The organism is Legionella jamestowniensis (assembly GCF_001467745.1).
GTDB lineage: Bacteria > Pseudomonadota > Gammaproteobacteria > Legionellales > Legionellaceae > Tatlockia > Tatlockia jamestowniensis.
Genome location: NZ_LNYG01000013.1, coordinates 1500220 through 1515592, shown reverse-complemented (window position 1 = coordinate 1515592; position 15373 = coordinate 1500220). Strand labels below are relative to the sequence as shown.

Below are 15373 nucleotides of genomic sequence, written 5' to 3'. Positions count from 1 at the left end.
AGAATCTTTTTATCCAAAATAAGCTCTGTAAAGCAAATAGACGCCAATAATCAGATAAATGACTGCAGCAATTAGCAAATAGGTTGGATTTGCCAGCCACCATTGCCCCACTCTTAATAAAGCTTCAGGTATGACTAATCTTAAAAGTCCACTGATGAGCACTAACCAACCAACGATAGTAATAATTACCGGCCAACCGAGCACCCAAACATTATGGCTTATCACTAACAATAGCCCTAAAATCACAGTGACAATAGCAATAAAAAATAATAGTGCTCGCTGTGCCAAAATATCGCCCATTACGCCTCTTAACTGTTCCTGGCGAAACAATACAAAAAGGCTTACTATCACTAAATACCACCCAATTACCTGGGCTAAAAAAATCGTTATTTCCATGATTTTTCTCCCAAAATGACTTTCCTACTTTAAGTATAGAAAATAAGTGCTAATTCAGATCAGATTTCAGTGGCTATAGACAATTGAAAATATTATTTTGTGACGTTGTTTGTGGTATTGCTGTTCCTTCTCTAGGTGTAAACAATGAATAACCGACTCTTGTCACTGACGCATAATTTTTTCGTATGCCGGAAAATGGATAGTAATGTTTGCTTAAGACCGTAATTGCGGCCTGATTAGCTACGTTCCTTGCTATGCTCAGTACATCATCATAGGCTAAGTTTCTCAATCCTGGGTTTGCCCCTGCTTCTAGCAATGCTTCAAACAATTCGGCATTATTACGTGTATGAGGCGACAAACAAGCAAGCATTAAAGGTGTATAGCCTTCTTTGGTTTTAGCATCAACCTGCACACCCGGGCAAGCAAGTAAGATTTTTACCAAATCCAGATAACCATAATCACAAGCAATACCAAGCGGTGTTGCACCATCACCTCGACACGACCTATTGATAGCAAATCCACGCGCTTTGATTAATAGATTTAATACTTTCTCATGATGATTATAAATTGCATAATAAACAGCATGGCTAATTTGCTCCACGCTGAGTCGATTCAAGCCATTATGCAATTGCAAAATCTCCCGTACTGTTTTTTCTTCACCATTCTGCGCACTAATCGCCAAAAACCCGACTTGTCGGCTATTTTTATAGCTTATTTGCCTGCGAAAAACGGGATAGATGTCATCTAATCGTTGAAGACGTCTTTTTAATTCAAGAGAAGGGTTGGCAGCGATGAAGTCAGTGTGAAAAATAAGCTGTCTACTATCGCTGAAGCTTGCACTTAGTTGCATAACGAGCTCTTCACTACTTAGAATTAAATAAGGATAATCCTCTGATTGTGTATAAAGCTCATTAATATCGATAAATAACCACTTACCATCCCTTTTTTTAAGGCCCACAGAATGATTTTCACTGCTTAAAACCATTGGCACATTATCGGTTGTTTTTAATAATGCCAACAACTGATTAAAATATTGAATGCCATCATCTTTGGTATTAAACGCCGTGGTCTTTAAAAGAAAGCGCTTTATCTCAGAATTCTGGGCTAATTTATGACGAATTAAGGAAAAAATAGCATCAATATCGGTTTGATTAAGCCGTTGAGCATAGATGTCGTCATAATCCTCAGGACTTTGCGCAAGACAAATTGCTTCAAAAAGAGACTTAATATCCAACAATTGATTTTCGTGTCCGTTTATTCTTTCTTTATTTTTTATTTTAAAGTTGACGCGTTCTATTTTATTTCCAAGGGACTGTTTATGTTTTCTAATCAAATTTAATCGTTCATAGAAACATTCATCGATTCCCAGCGCTGCATCCTGAGCCCAAGTTAATGTAAAACCAAAGCAAACACCCTCGTCAGGAGCGTAATCAAAATGCTCGAGTAATGTAAGAATATCCTTGTGCTTTAACTGTTTTTGAATGCTGAAAAATGAATTTAAAATAGAGTCCGTAGATATGATGAGGCGCTTTGCAACTCCAATTGTCGCAATCAACAATAAAAAATAAACAAAATAAATCATATTACTTGCCTCCACTTGTCCCTTAAAAAATCAAAACACAAGTTGAGGCTGAAAGTAAATAATAAATAAAACCAGGCATCTATTGAGTTAAACAATTCCTATGCGTTTCTCCTGGTGACTGTAAGGATTCATCTATCTCCCTAAATAAAGAATACAATCGCCTGGGTTCATCTCTGTCTCTACGTCTAATCAAACATCTTGTTACGGGTCCATCGTTCGCCCGGGAGATTTCTGCTACCTTGTTTTGAAAATTTTCAGCCCATGGCTTTAGGAAAAAATTATAAATGGTGGGTGTATATTTTGGTCTCGTTTTAGTAATTGTGGTTTCAAAATAGTTTAAAAACAATTTTATCTGCTCTGGCGAGTATTTCTTCATAAGTTGCACTCGGGTTTGACCAGGCAATGCCTCCAGTAAATCACGGATTACAGAGTCATTAAAAAATTTTTCTGGTGAAAGCATCATTTTTGGCAATCCCATCAGTTTGGCTACTAATAAGGGTTGCTCTGCGTGTTCCGTTAACTGCATTGCAATTTCCTGCAATTGTTGCGGTGATACTTTTCTGCTTGCCTGTTTTAAGAGAAACTGTGTTATTTTTACTGGCTTTAGCCGAGTCACAATAGAGGAAGGATTTAATGAATACCCTTCGTGCTCAAGATTAACAGAATCTAATCTCATATTGGCTATTATTGTAAACAAACCAACAAAAACTATATTATCAATCAATAAGCTTAAATAAGGATTGGTATTGTTTTGGAGTGCTAAATCCATCAAAAAACGAGCACCAGCCACTAACAAGGGTAAACTATTAATTTTTAATCGATTCAAACGGCGTACTGCCTGCCCACCCAAAGCACTCTCCACCAGAGCATAGCTTGAGCTTAAGTTTAACAAAGTGTGAAGTATATGGGCTTCAGGAAAAAACGCATTTAGGCTTTCTTCAATAAAATGCTCTCCAAGCAAGTATTTTATTCTCATAGATTCATCTTCAAACGATTCAGAGGAGGGAAGTTCTGATAACCGAATACCCGCGCGCATCATATTTCTTAAGTACTTTATTCTAATAGATCCACTCTCAACCGGTTCAGAGGAGGGGTCTTCGTCCAAGATGCCCTGCTTCACTAGATAAGGGATAGCTATAAGAAGCGCTGATAACCGAATGCCCCCGCGCATAATATTTCGGAGAATATAAGACATAAACACTACATTGACGCTGGCAGCTGCTACTCCAAGTGCAGCACTCTCAAAATATTCCTCGGAAATTTCCTCTTGATAATCATTAAGTATTTCTTGCAGTGTTTCATTAATTTCAAACGCCATGATAGCAGGCAAGAAATCAGCGAGAGCCGTTTCAAATAATGGCATAGTAATTTTTGCAGCACCTTCATTTGTCCATAACGCACTAACTGATTCATAACCCGCTTTTGTAAAATGAAGGACGTTGGAACCAAACCGAGAGATATAATCAAACATAGAGCATCCAAAACAATTCTAGAGATCAAATTTTGAGCAAATAATACCGAATCCATCGTTTCATGTATATAAAGATTTACAGAGTAACTGCGAATCCATAACTGTAAACCCTTCGCAATTACCCGGCGTTTTAGAAAATTAAACAGACAATGACTTTGCGGCAGCTTGAGAGTTACTGTCTTCAACAAGTTTTGAAGCCACACTTATGCCACTTCGAATTGTTAAATGTGCAACACTATAGGGCAAGGAGATCAGACTCAGAAAAGCGCTGCAAGGCAGAAGAATAGCAGCAACAGCCGCAATAACACCGCAAAAACTGCCGATGTCCCAGGCATCACGGGCAACAGAAGTTTTACCCACTACTTTGGAAATTCCCGCCGTCAAATACGCCCCCGCGCAGATGAGAGTCGCCAGTACGGCAATGGCTCCAGTCAGTGCTGTCGCTAAGGTAAAAACAAAGGGAGCATACACAGGAGCGCTCAACGTTAACATAACATCCTTTGCGCTTCTGTAAGCCGTAAAAAACCCGGGGACATGTTGCGTATAAAGTGTTTTTCCCTCGTACCAGATTGCATTAACCAATTGAGACAGAAGATTTTCATTAGCCATAATTATATCCTTATAAAGACAGCACATGCTCAGTTTCAGAAAGGCACTACAATATTTTCCTACAAATTCATATTAAACCAAGTTTTCTTCGGGCGTTAACAATTTTTTACCACGAATCTCAGGTCTAACTTCTTGCATGCGATTGGAATGGTCAACAAATATCACAATGGGTTGATGGTGTTGACATATTTCGTCTGGCATTTGAATAAATGAAGCGATGATAATAATATCTCCTGGCGTCACTAAATGAGCCGCAGCGCCATTTACGCAAATCTCTGTTGAATATTCTTCACCAGTAATCGCATAAGTTTCAAAGCGAGTGCCTGCTGTTACATTCCACACATTGACCGCTTCATTCGGTAAAATATTGGCAGCAATAAGAAGTTCTGGGGCAATAGTTATACTTCCTTCATAATCCAAATCAGCCTGGGTCACTCGTGCACGATGGATTTTTGATTTCAACATTTTTCTATAAAACATGACTGTAGCCTGGAAATAAACGATGGATGAAATTTTAAACTAGTGTTGCGGTCACAATAATAGCACAGAGAATATTTTACAAACAGATTATCTGATAAAATGCCTAGTTGCCACCCCATGCAACCAGGCTTGATGATTGATGCTAATAGTTAATGATGTCATTAATGTTTGGAAATTTCTTCCAAGGTTTCTCCTTTAATTCTATCCTCAGCACAATTTACTGCGATATCGCCCAAAGAAAGAATACCAGTCAATTTTTTATCTCTATTTAACACCACTAAGCGACGGATTTGATTTTCTTTCATGTACTTGGAAGCTTTTCTTACATCATCATTTTCGAAACAGTAAAAAATTCCTTTATGCATGACTTTTTCCACAGGCGTACTAAGGTCTTTACCTGCAGCAAGCCCACAAATAACAATGTCTCTATCAGTTAGAGTTCCAATTAGCTTATCTGTCGCTTTATCACCAATAGGTAAAAAACCCGTATCCAGTTCTCGCATTTTTTTTGCGGCTTCGCTAAGAGTGCTAGTTGCCAGTAAATATTCTGGATTAGGGGTCATAATTTCTTTTACGTCCATGATGCGCTCCTTAACTTGCTATGTTTTCCTTTTTGCTTCATGGTCAATTTAAATCAACATTTCAGCAATTTTAGCTAATGTAAAAAATGACCTTATCATTTTAAGTATATCAATTTTTACACAGATGTGAGAAAAAATTGATCAGCATTGCAATGGCATGAAGAATTAGAATTTTTATTATTAATTAGGTATTATCAATTCCTATTGTATTTTAATACAAAAAATAAAAATTCAAGGAGATTAAAGGCGTGTTGCGATTAAATCGAGGAATGTTTGCTACTCTTATGTTGGGCTGCAGTACGCTATTTGCCGGTAGCATGGGGTCTGTGTGTATCCCTGGTTCGGTTACCGTACCTTGCGCATGGAATGGCTGGGATTTTGGCGTTAAAGCTCTATACCTTAAACCTGCCTATGATGTGGATTATGGTTACAGGCCCTACACCGCTTTTGATGGTGTCACACGTCATTATGTGGAGTCCGATGCTGATTGGCATTGGGGGTTCATGCTGGAAGGCGCTTACCATTTTAATACCGGAAATGATTTGAATCTGAACTGGTATCATTGGGATAATAAACGAAATGATTACAGTTATACTGGGGTATTTATCCCAGGGTTCCCTGCCGCTCTTTTTGGTACAACCCGTTTTGAGCCTGAATGGGATGCTGTAAATCTGGAATTTGGCCAACATGTTGATTTTGGGCAGTACAAAGACATTCGATTCCATGCCGGTGTGCAATTTACACATATTGAACATGAAATCCGAGCTTCTGGTTATTCCACGATAATACCCGCCACCCTACCGTTTGCTTTCACAGTGGATAGCCAATTTAATGGATTTGGTCCGCGGGTTGGTAGCGATATGACTTATAACGTTGGTAATGGTCTTGCCATTTATGGCAAGGGGGCCGCTGCTATTTTGGTTGGTGATGCGAAATTTAATGCAGGCATTACTATACCCGGCTTGGTTGGTAGAGCGTCTAATAGTTCCAAAACAACCATTATTCCTGAATTAGAAGCCAAACTTGGCGCTAAATATGGTTGGGTTATGACACAAGGAACTTTGACCATTGATGCGGGTTGGATGGTTGTCAATTATTTTAATGCTAATCACTTTATTAGTGCATTTAGTAGTACAAATAATGAATCTGCTTTTGGTCTGCAAGGTCCTTATGTAGGCCTGAACTGGCTAAGCACTATATAACCAGTTGAAAGGCAGTTCATCTTTCTTGATAGACTGTCTTTCTTTTAATTTTTCCTGGCACTTTTAGAGCATCAAATGATTTAAATCTCTAATATTTATAAAACTCCTATTTAAATTCTGTTCTATACTTAGATAAAAATTACTGCAGGAAGTCATTTGAAAATGAAATTCTTCTGTCTAGCCTGTTGTTTTTTATGCAATTTTTCTTTTTCTGCTAATCCCAAAGTTATTATTGGAACACCAATTTTTAATCCCCCTTACGTCACCTCACTCTCAGCCACACAAGGATTTGATATTGATTTGATGAATGCAATTTGCACTAAACTTCAATGGCAATGCCAATATAAACCTCTTAAATTTGTTAACCTTCTTAATGCAGTCCGTAATAATCAAGTTGACCTTGCCATTGGTTCTATTGTTATTACACCCGAGCGTAGACAAGAGTTTGTGTTTAGTCTTCCTTACTTACCCTGTGATGGCGGATTTACCGTATTGAAGAGTAGTCCTATCAATACTATTGACGAGTTACAGGGTAAGCGTGTCGGAGCACTACGGTCACGCGAATATTATCAATATATTACTGAAAATTTCATCAATCAATTTACGGTTGTACCCTATGATGTTTATCAGAATATATTTCTTGACTTAAAAGACGGTAAAATTGACGCTGTATTTGGTAATTATTTTACAGCGTTATATTTGGCACATCAGTATCCAGAGGATGCTAAAGTCCTAAAGGAACATTTTCAAGTTGGAGAAGGGTTGGGTGTTGTTGCTTCGCCGATCAATCAAGACAAGATTGAACAAATTAATAAAGTGCTTTTACAACTTCAGGCCGATGGCACTTTCGTTGGTCTGTACAACTATAATTTTGAATTTTTTACCCAACAACCCATCATTCGTGATTAAGCAGAGGTTTTTAACTTCCAGCGTTTATGCAGCCAGTGCCACTGCTCCGGGTGAGCTAAAATAATACGTTCCAACGCTTGATTATAAGCAAGCGTATTTTGATAAATAGATTCTTGGGTCGTCTCGTAATCTTTCCAATAGATAGGTTCATGAAATTCAAGGACATGCTTACCGTTTGGTAAGCGATACCCTGCTGCAGGTACCACAGGAACACCCGTATGACGCGCAAAGCTGGCTAAGCTACGATAAGTTCCCGCTTTTTTACCAAAAAACTCGACGGCTACTCCATCACGATTAACCAGAGAAGCGTGCTGATCTAACACAAAAACGACAGCATGGTTCTGATCCAAGGCTTTGCATACCTGTTCCAATGAATTTTTCTTGGGAATGACATTTAACCCTGCGCGATAATAGCGGCGAAACAAAAATTGCTCAAGCGTTTTATTGCCAAAGGTACGACGTATAAAATGAAATTGCCCTTTAAATTCTTTAAAATTTAATATTCCTCCAAGCGGAGCAAACTCCCAGTTGCCAAAATGTCCTGTTAAAATTAAAACACCCCGTTCTTTAGCAACAATATCCAATAACCGTTGGTAACCACGAACTTCGACACGCTCACGCAGCTTTTTTTCACTGATGAATCGTAATTGAATAATTTCTTTAATGGAGGTGGCCACGTGCGAATAAATTGCTTTTGCCAATCGTTCTTTTTGTGGACCGTTTAAACTCTCACCAAAAACCTGATTAATATTTGCGTGAACAATATTACGTCGATAAGGGATAAAACGATATAGAAATCGCCCCATAAACGAAATGCGCAAATTATCTATCTTCGTCGTTAACTCAGTCACAAGCTTTAATCACTATGCAAGCATTAATACTGGCAAACCCACGATTAATCATTAATGCAGTTTTAGCGCTGTCCAAATAACGATGCTCCATTTTAATGTTTAAGTGCTTGCAAGCTGGTGCAGCCTGCGTAAAATTGGCAATACCTGGTACGCATTTGTGCGCCAACGCATAACTCGTTAATACTGCATCAATCACCCCTGAAGCACAAATAGTATGCCCCATGGCCCATTTAAAAGCAGTCACGGGTACATTGGCCAAAGTATTATTAATAGCCTGCGCTTCGCTATTATCAGATTTCACATTTCCATTCCCATGAGCAACGATGAAGTCAATGTCATCAGGGCTTAGATGCTGTGAATCTAACGTGCGTTTTATTAACTCTGTTAGTGCTCCACCTTCAGTCTCCACCGAGAATAAACCGGCCGCCTCTGTCGCTGAAATACCACCGGTAATTTCCCCAAAACAACGCGCTGAACGAGCCTGCACACTTTCTTCACTTTCCAATACGATTGCTGCGGCACCCTCAGCCAGAACAGTGCCGTCATGCTCATTGTCAAAAGGTTTCAGATGCTTTGAACTGATTACGCCAAGTTTCTCGTAATAAAAGAGCGCTTGCGGCTCAATACCTATGTCATAACCGACAACAACAGCTCTGTCAGCCTGCCCTTGGGCAATCGCATGGTAAGCTTCAATTAGCGCCTGAGTCCCGCCGACAGCATGATTGGTAACGTTGTGGTTAGGTCCCTTAAAACCGTAAGTAATTCCTGTATAAGCCAGTACATTATTGGGCAAAATACGTAATAACCACATGGGATGAACTTCATTAAATAACTCATCTGCAAAACCTTTCATGTCCCCGCCGGTTTTCGCAAGTAGCGGTAGGAAATCTTCCTGTTGGAAATATTTATTACCTGGGGAGCCCACAAAAATTGCTGTTCTGTCGTTAAAATGTTCGATTACTTCCGGAGCTAATGTCGTGCGATAATCAATTATCTGGCTATGATTAACGGCTTGCACTGCCGCATTTATACCTATTACATCCTGTCTGGAAATTACTTTCATCAATTTTCGATCAGGAAGCATTTTTGCCGGTTGATAATTTTTAAGCTCACCACCTAAGCGATGTGACCACGACGATAAATCCCATTGCTTAATTTCATCAATACCGCTTTGGCCATTTAAAATTGCTTCCCAAGTACTTTCGACCGTATCGCCACATGCTGTCACCGCACTTAGGCCAGTAATAAAAACACGGTTGGAGTTTTTCATCAATTTACTCCTCCAAACTCAGGATGTTTAAACAATAAACAACTATTCGAGCCACCAAAGCCAAATGAGTTAGAAAGAACAACGCCTAATGATTTTTCACGAGGTCCATCAACGACATAATCAAGATCACACTCAGGATCAGGCGTCGTTAAATTTACGGTTGGTGGGATATAAGCATGCTGAATACTCAAAACAGACAATACTGCCTCAAGAGCACCTGCTGCAGCAATTAAATGTCCTGTTTGACTTTTTGTCGAACTGACAGGCAGTTGTTTGGCATATTCGCTAAATGCTGCTTTTATTGCATTGGTTTCACTTAAATCATTCATCTTGGTGGATGTACCGTGTGCATTAATGTAATCCACATCTCGAGCAGTCACTTGGGCATCGTCCAACGCGCGTTGAATCGCCTGAATAGCACCATCCCCATTGGGATGTGAGTCGGTAATGCGATAAGAGCTTAAGGAATTTCCCTCACCTGCAAGTTCCGCATAAATTTTTGCACCCCTGGCTTTGGCTTTGCTCCACTCTTCAAGAATTAAAAAAGCAGCACCCTCACCTAATACAAACCCGTTGCGAGTATTATCAAAAGGTCGACTGGCCGTTGTCGGTGTTTCGTTGTAAGTAGATAAAGCCCCTAATAGGCAGAAGCTAGATAAACCGAGGGGATTAATCATCGAATCGAAACCACCCGCCAGCATAAAATCTGCTTCACCGCGGCGAATCACCTGCATGGCTAAACCCAGAGCTTGTCCTCCTGACGCACAGGCAGTATGAACTGACGACGCATAACCTTTTATACCAAATTGCTGAATTAGCAAAGAAAGACCGGAGTTAGAGGTGGTTTTACCGAAATCAACCAGACGATAAAAATCTTGGGCTTTCTCTTGTAAAGTTTGCCAATTAATCATCCCGTCAGCTGCACAAGTAGTTTGAAAACGCTGTAAATAGCTAAACTCAGCAGTCATCATACCGCTTCCTGTAACCACTCCCCAACGGGAAGCAGTGTGTTCATCAGGAGTAATACCCGCATCATCAAAAGCTTGATAGGCGGCTTCCAGCGCGTATTGAGTAAATGGCATGGCAAAACGATTATGTTTGCCCTTTATGCAAGGATTGAGTTGGAATCCTTTTACTTCCGCAGCAATGCGGGTGGGGAAGCCACTGGCATCAAAATGTTTGATTTCAGCAATACCTGACTGACCTGCCATTAAATTTTGCCAAGTAGAATGAACATCATTGCCCAAAGGCGAAACGATGCCCAAACCTGTAATTGCCACTCGTCTTTTGTTCATAATTAGCAACCTTTCGCCGTCATAACTAATTCTAAAACGCAGACACGTTTACCTTCGACTTCGCTGCGATAAGTTAAAATTAATTGTTGGTTATCTTGCTGTTTGACTTTCACATAACAGGTAACAATATCACCTGGATAAATAAACTCATTCATTTTTATTTTGCGTAGCTCGCTAATTTGGTAAGCCGTATGCAATTGTGCTTGAGCCAGAAACTCGCGTGCCAAATTAAGCTTGCATTCCAATAATACCGTCATGGGTAATACAGGCTTGCGGGGAAAATGATCAGGAAAAAAGGGAGCAGCGCCTGTAATACTTTTTTCTGCTACTAACGAAATACCAGGCTCTGAGGCTATAATTCGGTCGAAAGACAATTTAGAAACACGAGGGTTTGCTTCTATATTTAGCGCTATCTGTTTAGAGTTAACCGAGGGCGACCAATCTCCTGGCCTATAAATTTCTTGAAATTGACCACGTACCTCTTGATTATCAATAAACTCATCCATGGGTAGCAATGGACCCAAAGCACCCTCCACCTGGAATACGGTTTCATCATTGATACGGGCGATACTGTGATACTGTACGGCAGTCTCATCGAGTCGCTCAATGAATGATTCTAATTCGAGGGTCTCACCGATATAAGCAGGGCGATAAACACGCGCACTGGCAACTACTCCCGCTACTGGACGCAAACTAAAGTCGTTAAAAAACATGACATTCCATGCAGCCAGCTGCCCCAGCGTTTCTCCAATTAAGGAAGGAATGAAACATAACTTGCCAGTATCGTCATAGCATAGATAAGCATCATCCGGTGTTATATGCTTTATCCCCCGGATAGTCTCACCAGGAGATAACTGCAAAATTCTATCGACAAATAAAAACCGCATCAGGCTGTTGTTTCACAAGCTTTTTGTTCATTCACAGCTGCCACGACTAATTTACAAAATGTTTCAACAGTAAATAGGGTGGGAATTTCATTAACTTTTAAATTTTCCTTGAAGTAATCAGCTGGAACTTCACTTAAATAACTTTTGAGCGCTTGCATTCCTTTAGCAGTAAGTATACCGCCTTTCTCAAACTCATCTTCAGCCAAATCACCGCGGGCATTTTTTTCTAATTGACCGCGAGGTATCTTAATGCTGAATTCTTTTTCAAGTTGAAAAACTAAATCCAGAAAATCTATTGACTCAGCTCCTAAATCAGCGATTAAACGACTATTTAAAGAAACTTCTTCTTCGTCAATAACCAAAACATCAGCGATAATTTCCCTTACCTTAGGGTACACGCTTTCTACATTCATTTTTATTCCTCAGGCTCGACTGGTTTTCAAAATCCCGAAGTATATCATAAATTTTTAACAGACAGCTACGGCAATAAGGTGATTCCACTGCAAATATTTCTCATTTTTTAGTCACTTTGACTCTTATTCTCACTCCATTCAAATTCCACAGCGATTAATCATGTTATGTAGCTTATTGATGCGACTTAGTAATTGTTAATATCAGACAATTTTATTCGGCTGTCATTTATTAAAGCTCAAATCATCTCCAACATCAGTTTATGAGAACTTTCGGCCTTTTCACCAGGCTATTAAATAAAATCGTTATCTTTTATACTTTTTCTGGATGAAAAAATTTTTTTAAGATGTGTTTCTTAATAAGTAGTGGAAATAATGCAAAAAATTATAAAAATAATCGTATTAACTGTTCTTTATGTTTTACCTCTCGGCCTTGTTTATCCCTTTACCACTGATACCCGCTCCCAAACAACAGACATTAATCAAAATCAAGAGTTTCGTGATATGGTTATTGCCCATATCCGCTCCGTGGCAAATCATAGAATTTTAAACACACCCATCGCAAAAACATCACTGAATACCTTGTGGAATACTTCCTATCAAATACCTAATTGGAGTACTGAGCTCAGTATCTATTATCAAGGCGCGCAAATTGGACAGGCCAGTGTTCAGGGTCAAAATTTACCACAGGTTTTGCAAACTGCCACCGAAAGCGCTTTAAATACTACAAACATTAAACCAATAACTGTTAAAGAATTAGAAGAGTTTCGCTTTAAAGTTAGCTTTGACTATTACCCCACGCAAACTTATGCATTTATTGAATACCTAAAAAAGGGATTGGAATTATTAGGTAATCGCGTGGCCGTTCGACTTTTAGATGTATCTTTGATTAAAGAACAAGTGGCCAATAGTCAACATTATCTGCTCAATGTAATGCATCCTTCCTTACATGGCTTCTTCAAATTTTATGACGCCAGAGAAGACAAATCAGAAAAGCGACTACGCACAATTTATAGCGCGTCCAGCTTATATACCCTCATTAAACTTTACCAATATAATCACGATCCGGTACTTGAAAAACAATTCAAACCTATTGCCCAATTTATTTTGTCTATGCAAGTACCCGCTGGCCCACATGCAGGAGGGTTTTATTATTCCTTTAACCCTTTAACATCGCAAAAGCAATGCCGTGTCGTTGTTGGAACCACCTCTAAAACCATTTTTACGCTTTTGGAACTGTATCGTTTTTACAATAGTGATAACTACCTAACTGCCGCTAAAAAGGCAGGCGATTGGCTATTAACCATGATAAAACCGGATGGCAATGTAACACCCATTGCCAGTTGTAAAGGCACTAGCTGGCGTGTTTATGATAAGCACTCCTTCCTTTACTCAGGCCAGGTACTTTCCGCTCTTTCTCGGTTGTACGCCATCACCAAGGATCAACGCTATTATGAGGGTGCTACAAAAATTGCCAATCATTTTAAAGAAGAAGTTAAGCAACAAAGCGCCTTTGTTGGCGATGATTTTCGACCCAAGAACTCTATTTCTACTAGCTGGGTTCTCATGGCAATGATTGACTATGCCAAAATTAACAATGAGGCGATTTATCGACGCATTATCCAAGAAACCGCTGCGAAAATATTATCGCTGCAAATCACCAATAAACATGATGCTTACACTTATGGACGTTACCGTGATGCTATTACACCTAGCGGCAACGGTTGGATAAATGAGGTGATGGGAGTTCTTTATGACTTTTGTCAAATTAACCATTTAAACAATTGTAATCAATATCGTCAGCCCATGTTGTTAACTACTCGCTGGCTTTTACAAAATGCCTACACCAAGGCCAATACCTATGATGTCAAAAATCCGGAGCGCGCCATAGGAGGTTTCATTACTAACTTTAGTAGTCAAACCGTGCGTACGGATGCTGTTTGCCATGGTGTAAATAGTTTGCTTAGTTTGTTAGCTATGGTAAGGGACTCAAAAGAACCCTTATTGGTTGTTCCCGAAAGACCTTTTGTCGAAATCCTACCCTCTTTAAGGGCAGGCAGACTTAGGTGAGTTCGATAGAAAATATAATCGGTTTCGCTAAGCAACGGTTAAATTTTAAATAATTGACAGTGGGTCTTTCTTGGCCGCGGTTATTACCGCGGCACCTAAATCCATTTGATGTTCTATATTTAATCAATTTATGATAAAATAACTCACCTTTGTTTAAGTTTGTGTTCTCTTATGGCTCAAATTATCGATTTACTTAATTTAACACCCACTACACGCTCCTTATTAGCTAATCTTTTAATGGCGAATAAAAACAAAACTACTTTTGCGAAAGGTTCTCATTGGCTCAATGATAAGGAAATTATTCTTAGTCATCGTGTCATCATGCACTTAAACTCCGACGCCACCAAAAATATCTATGAAGTTCTTGATGACAATCTTTACGGCAAAGGGTGTTTTGGTGAGCTTTATTTAAGTTTATCCACGCTGGTGTTTGAAGACAACGCATTAATTACCAAAATTAAACCTGAAGAAAAACAACGTCTGGTCAAGGCACAACCTTTAAAATATGTTTCCAAGGAGCAAGCCGAAAAAGAGGTTAGTAATTTAACCAATTTGGGATTTTTTCATTGTAAGCCCCTGACCGTTGATGATACGCAAAGCTATATCACCATGCGTAAACTACCCGGGGTGCCTCTTAAGCTATTAATTGAAGCCAATCAGCTCACTATCCAGCAAAGATATAACTTAACCCGTATTTTAGTGCAAACCTATAAAGAGCAAATCCTGGAAAAAGGTTTAATCCATCGTGATATCAATCCTGGAAATATTTTAATCAACGAGCAATTCGTTACCCATTTTATCGATGCGGCATTTGCAATACCTAAAGGCTATGATGATTCTAGCGAACATCATGGCGCTATTCCTTATGCAGCCCCTGAATGCTATTCCCTCTATGAGAACAGCACGGCTAAAACAGATATTTATGCCTTAGGTAGGGTACTAATGCTTCTATGGGGGGATGATATGTTTCGCAATCCTGATTTTCGACCTGCCGATGTCATTTGGACTGCCAAACACCCTTCCTTTGCCACCTTATTCTCACGCATGGATGAAATTCCGACGTGTCATCAGGAGATTAGGCTCTTGTTACGTAGTATGATGTATGAAGATGCATTTGAAAGACCCGATATTACTCAAATTCTAACCATTCTAGATGACTTAGCTAAAAACTTAATCCCCATACCTAATCCTGACAAAATTGCATTTACAAGTTCTGTCAGCTCTGCACTTCCAGTAAACGATAGCGAAACTAACGAGACTCCATCTGAAGAACTTTCAAATAATAACGCTAACAAATATTATGATGAAGATGCGGAAGCCTATAATGCCTATTACGGCTTTATTTAAGGAACACGCAAGA

Annotated in this window: 15 protein-coding genes; 4 read left to right on the top strand and 11 right to left on the bottom strand. The window is 39.3% G+C overall.

Annotation, left to right across the window (positions count from 1 at the left end; all coding sequences use genetic code 11):
- Positions 1-9 precede the first annotated feature (9 nt).
- The 6 genes from Ljam_RS11080 to Ljam_RS11055 all read right to left on the bottom strand — a co-directional run bounded on the left by Ljam_RS11080 (position 10) and on the right by Ljam_RS11055 (position 5119).
- On the bottom strand, positions 10-396 hold the full coding sequence (locus tag Ljam_RS11080) for a hypothetical protein (RefSeq protein ID WP_058450081.1): 387 nt from the start codon (positions 394-396) through the stop codon (positions 10-12).
- 73 nt (positions 397-469) lie between these two features.
- Positions 470-1978, bottom strand: coding sequence for a Dot/Icm T4SS effector AnkG/AnkZ/LegA7 (ankG, locus tag Ljam_RS11075; protein ID WP_058450080.1), 1509 nt, complete (start codon positions 1976-1978; stop codon positions 470-472).
- 79 nt (positions 1979-2057) lie between these two features.
- On the bottom strand, positions 2058-3449 hold the full coding sequence (locus Ljam_RS11070; protein ID WP_058450079.1) for a hypothetical protein: 1392 nt from the start codon (positions 3447-3449) through the stop codon (positions 2058-2060).
- A gap of 138 nt (positions 3450-3587) precedes the next feature.
- A complete protein-coding gene (locus Ljam_RS11065; protein WP_058450078.1) occupies positions 3588-4058 on the bottom strand; it encodes a hypothetical protein in 471 nt (156 codons plus the stop codon).
- A 72-nt stretch (positions 4059-4130) separates the two neighbouring features.
- Positions 4131-4538, bottom strand: a complete 408-nt coding sequence (gene panD, locus Ljam_RS11060; RefSeq protein WP_058450077.1) for an aspartate 1-decarboxylase — start codon at positions 4536-4538, stop codon at positions 4131-4133.
- 161 nt (positions 4539-4699) lie between these two features.
- On the bottom strand, positions 4700-5119 hold the full coding sequence (locus Ljam_RS11055; protein ID WP_058450076.1) for a CBS domain-containing protein: 420 nt from the start codon (positions 5117-5119) through the stop codon (positions 4700-4702).
- A gap of 248 nt (positions 5120-5367) precedes the next feature.
- On the opposite strand from Ljam_RS11055, the gene Ljam_RS11050 reads away from it, so the two are divergent.
- Together Ljam_RS11050 and Ljam_RS11045 are read left to right on the top strand one after the other, a co-directional pair.
- Complete coding sequence (locus Ljam_RS11050; protein WP_058450075.1) at positions 5368-6321, top strand: Lpg1974 family pore-forming outer membrane protein; 954 nt, start codon at positions 5368-5370, stop codon at positions 6319-6321.
- Between the two features lie 162 nt (positions 6322-6483).
- Positions 6484-7230 carry a transporter substrate-binding domain-containing protein gene (locus tag Ljam_RS11045; RefSeq protein WP_058450074.1) on the top strand — a complete coding sequence of 249 codons (747 nt, stop codon included), beginning with the start codon at positions 6484-6486 and terminating at the stop codon, positions 7228-7230.
- Here Ljam_RS11045 and Ljam_RS11040 read toward each other — a convergent pair.
- Genes Ljam_RS11040 through Ljam_RS11020 form a run of 5 tightly spaced genes read right to left on the bottom strand, consistent with a single transcriptional unit; the run spans position 7227 to position 11946 of the window.
- Entirely contained in the window at positions 7227-8081 is an 855-nt protein-coding gene (locus Ljam_RS11040) for a lysophospholipid acyltransferase family protein (protein WP_058450073.1), read from the bottom strand. The two genes, Ljam_RS11045 and Ljam_RS11040, sit on opposite strands and share 4 nt — an antisense overlap.
- The gene (locus Ljam_RS11035) at positions 8074-9351 is read right to left on the bottom strand and encodes a beta-ketoacyl-[acyl-carrier-protein] synthase family protein (RefSeq protein ID WP_058450072.1); all 1278 of its coding nucleotides are present in this window, start codon (positions 9349-9351) and stop codon (positions 8074-8076) included. The genes Ljam_RS11040 and Ljam_RS11035 overlap by 8 nt, the downstream gene beginning before the upstream one ends.
- Positions 9351-10646, bottom strand: coding sequence for a beta-ketoacyl-[acyl-carrier-protein] synthase family protein (locus Ljam_RS11030; RefSeq protein ID WP_058450071.1), 1296 nt, complete (start codon positions 10644-10646; stop codon positions 9351-9353). The genes Ljam_RS11035 and Ljam_RS11030 overlap by 1 nt, the downstream gene beginning before the upstream one ends.
- A gap of 2 nt (positions 10647-10648) precedes the next feature.
- Positions 10649-11533 (bottom strand): ApeI family dehydratase, encoded by an 885-nt coding sequence (locus tag Ljam_RS11025; RefSeq protein WP_058450070.1) that lies wholly within the window; start codon positions 11531-11533, stop codon positions 10649-10651.
- Positions 11533-11946, bottom strand: a complete 414-nt coding sequence (locus Ljam_RS11020) for an acyl carrier protein (RefSeq protein ID WP_058450069.1) — start codon at positions 11944-11946, stop codon at positions 11533-11535. The genes Ljam_RS11025 and Ljam_RS11020 overlap by 1 nt, the downstream gene beginning before the upstream one ends.
- Positions 11947-12318: 372 nt before the next feature.
- On the opposite strand from Ljam_RS11020, the gene Ljam_RS15535 reads away from it, so the two are divergent.
- Both Ljam_RS15535 and Ljam_RS11010 read left to right on the top strand, forming a co-directional pair.
- Entirely contained in the window at positions 12319-14013 is a 1695-nt protein-coding gene (locus Ljam_RS15535; protein WP_058450068.1) for a glycoside hydrolase family 76 protein, read from the top strand.
- A 171-nt stretch (positions 14014-14184) separates the two neighbouring features.
- Positions 14185-15360: a protein kinase domain-containing protein gene (locus tag Ljam_RS11010; protein WP_058450067.1), complete on the top strand. Its 1176-nt coding sequence runs from the start codon at positions 14185-14187 to the stop codon at positions 15358-15360.
- Positions 15361-15373 lie beyond the last annotated feature (13 nt).

Bases quoted from the DNA above. Each gene is read 5' to 3' on its own strand.
- Ljam_RS11045 (WP_058450074.1), top strand. From the start codon at position 6,484: ATGAAATTCTTCTGTCTAGCCTGTTGTTTTTTATGCAATTTTTCTTTT.
- ankG (WP_058450080.1), bottom strand. From the start codon at position 1,978: ATGATTTATTTTGTTTATTTTTTATTGTTGATTGCGACAATTGGAGTT.
- Ljam_RS11030 (WP_058450071.1), bottom strand. From the start codon at position 10,646: ATGAACAAAAGACGAGTGGCAATTACAGGTTTGGGCATCGTTTCGCCT.
- panD (WP_058450077.1), bottom strand. From the start codon at position 4,538: ATGTTTTATAGAAAAATGTTGAAATCAAAAATCCATCGTGCACGAGTG.
- Ljam_RS11080 (WP_058450081.1), bottom strand. From the start codon at position 396: ATGGAAATAACGATTTTTTTAGCCCAGGTAATTGGGTGGTATTTAGTG.
- Ljam_RS11065 (WP_058450078.1), bottom strand. From the start codon at position 4,058: ATGGCTAATGAAAATCTTCTGTCTCAATTGGTTAATGCAATCTGGTAC.
- Ljam_RS11020 (WP_058450069.1), bottom strand. From the start codon at position 11,946: ATGAATGTAGAAAGCGTGTACCCTAAGGTAAGGGAAATTATCGCTGAT.
- Ljam_RS11055 (WP_058450076.1), bottom strand. From the start codon at position 5,119: ATGGACGTAAAAGAAATTATGACCCCTAATCCAGAATATTTACTGGCA.
- Ljam_RS11070 (WP_058450079.1), bottom strand. From the start codon at position 3,449: ATGTTTGATTATATCTCTCGGTTTGGTTCCAACGTCCTTCATTTTACA.
- Ljam_RS11025 (WP_058450070.1), bottom strand. From the start codon at position 11,533: ATGCGGTTTTTATTTGTCGATAGAATTTTGCAGTTATCTCCTGGTGAG.
- Ljam_RS11035 (WP_058450072.1), bottom strand. From the start codon at position 9,351: ATGAAAAACTCCAACCGTGTTTTTATTACTGGCCTAAGTGCGGTGACA.
- Ljam_RS15535 (WP_058450068.1), top strand. From the start codon at position 12,319: ATGCAAAAAATTATAAAAATAATCGTATTAACTGTTCTTTATGTTTTA.
- Ljam_RS11010 (WP_058450067.1), top strand. From the start codon at position 14,185: ATGGCTCAAATTATCGATTTACTTAATTTAACACCCACTACACGCTCC.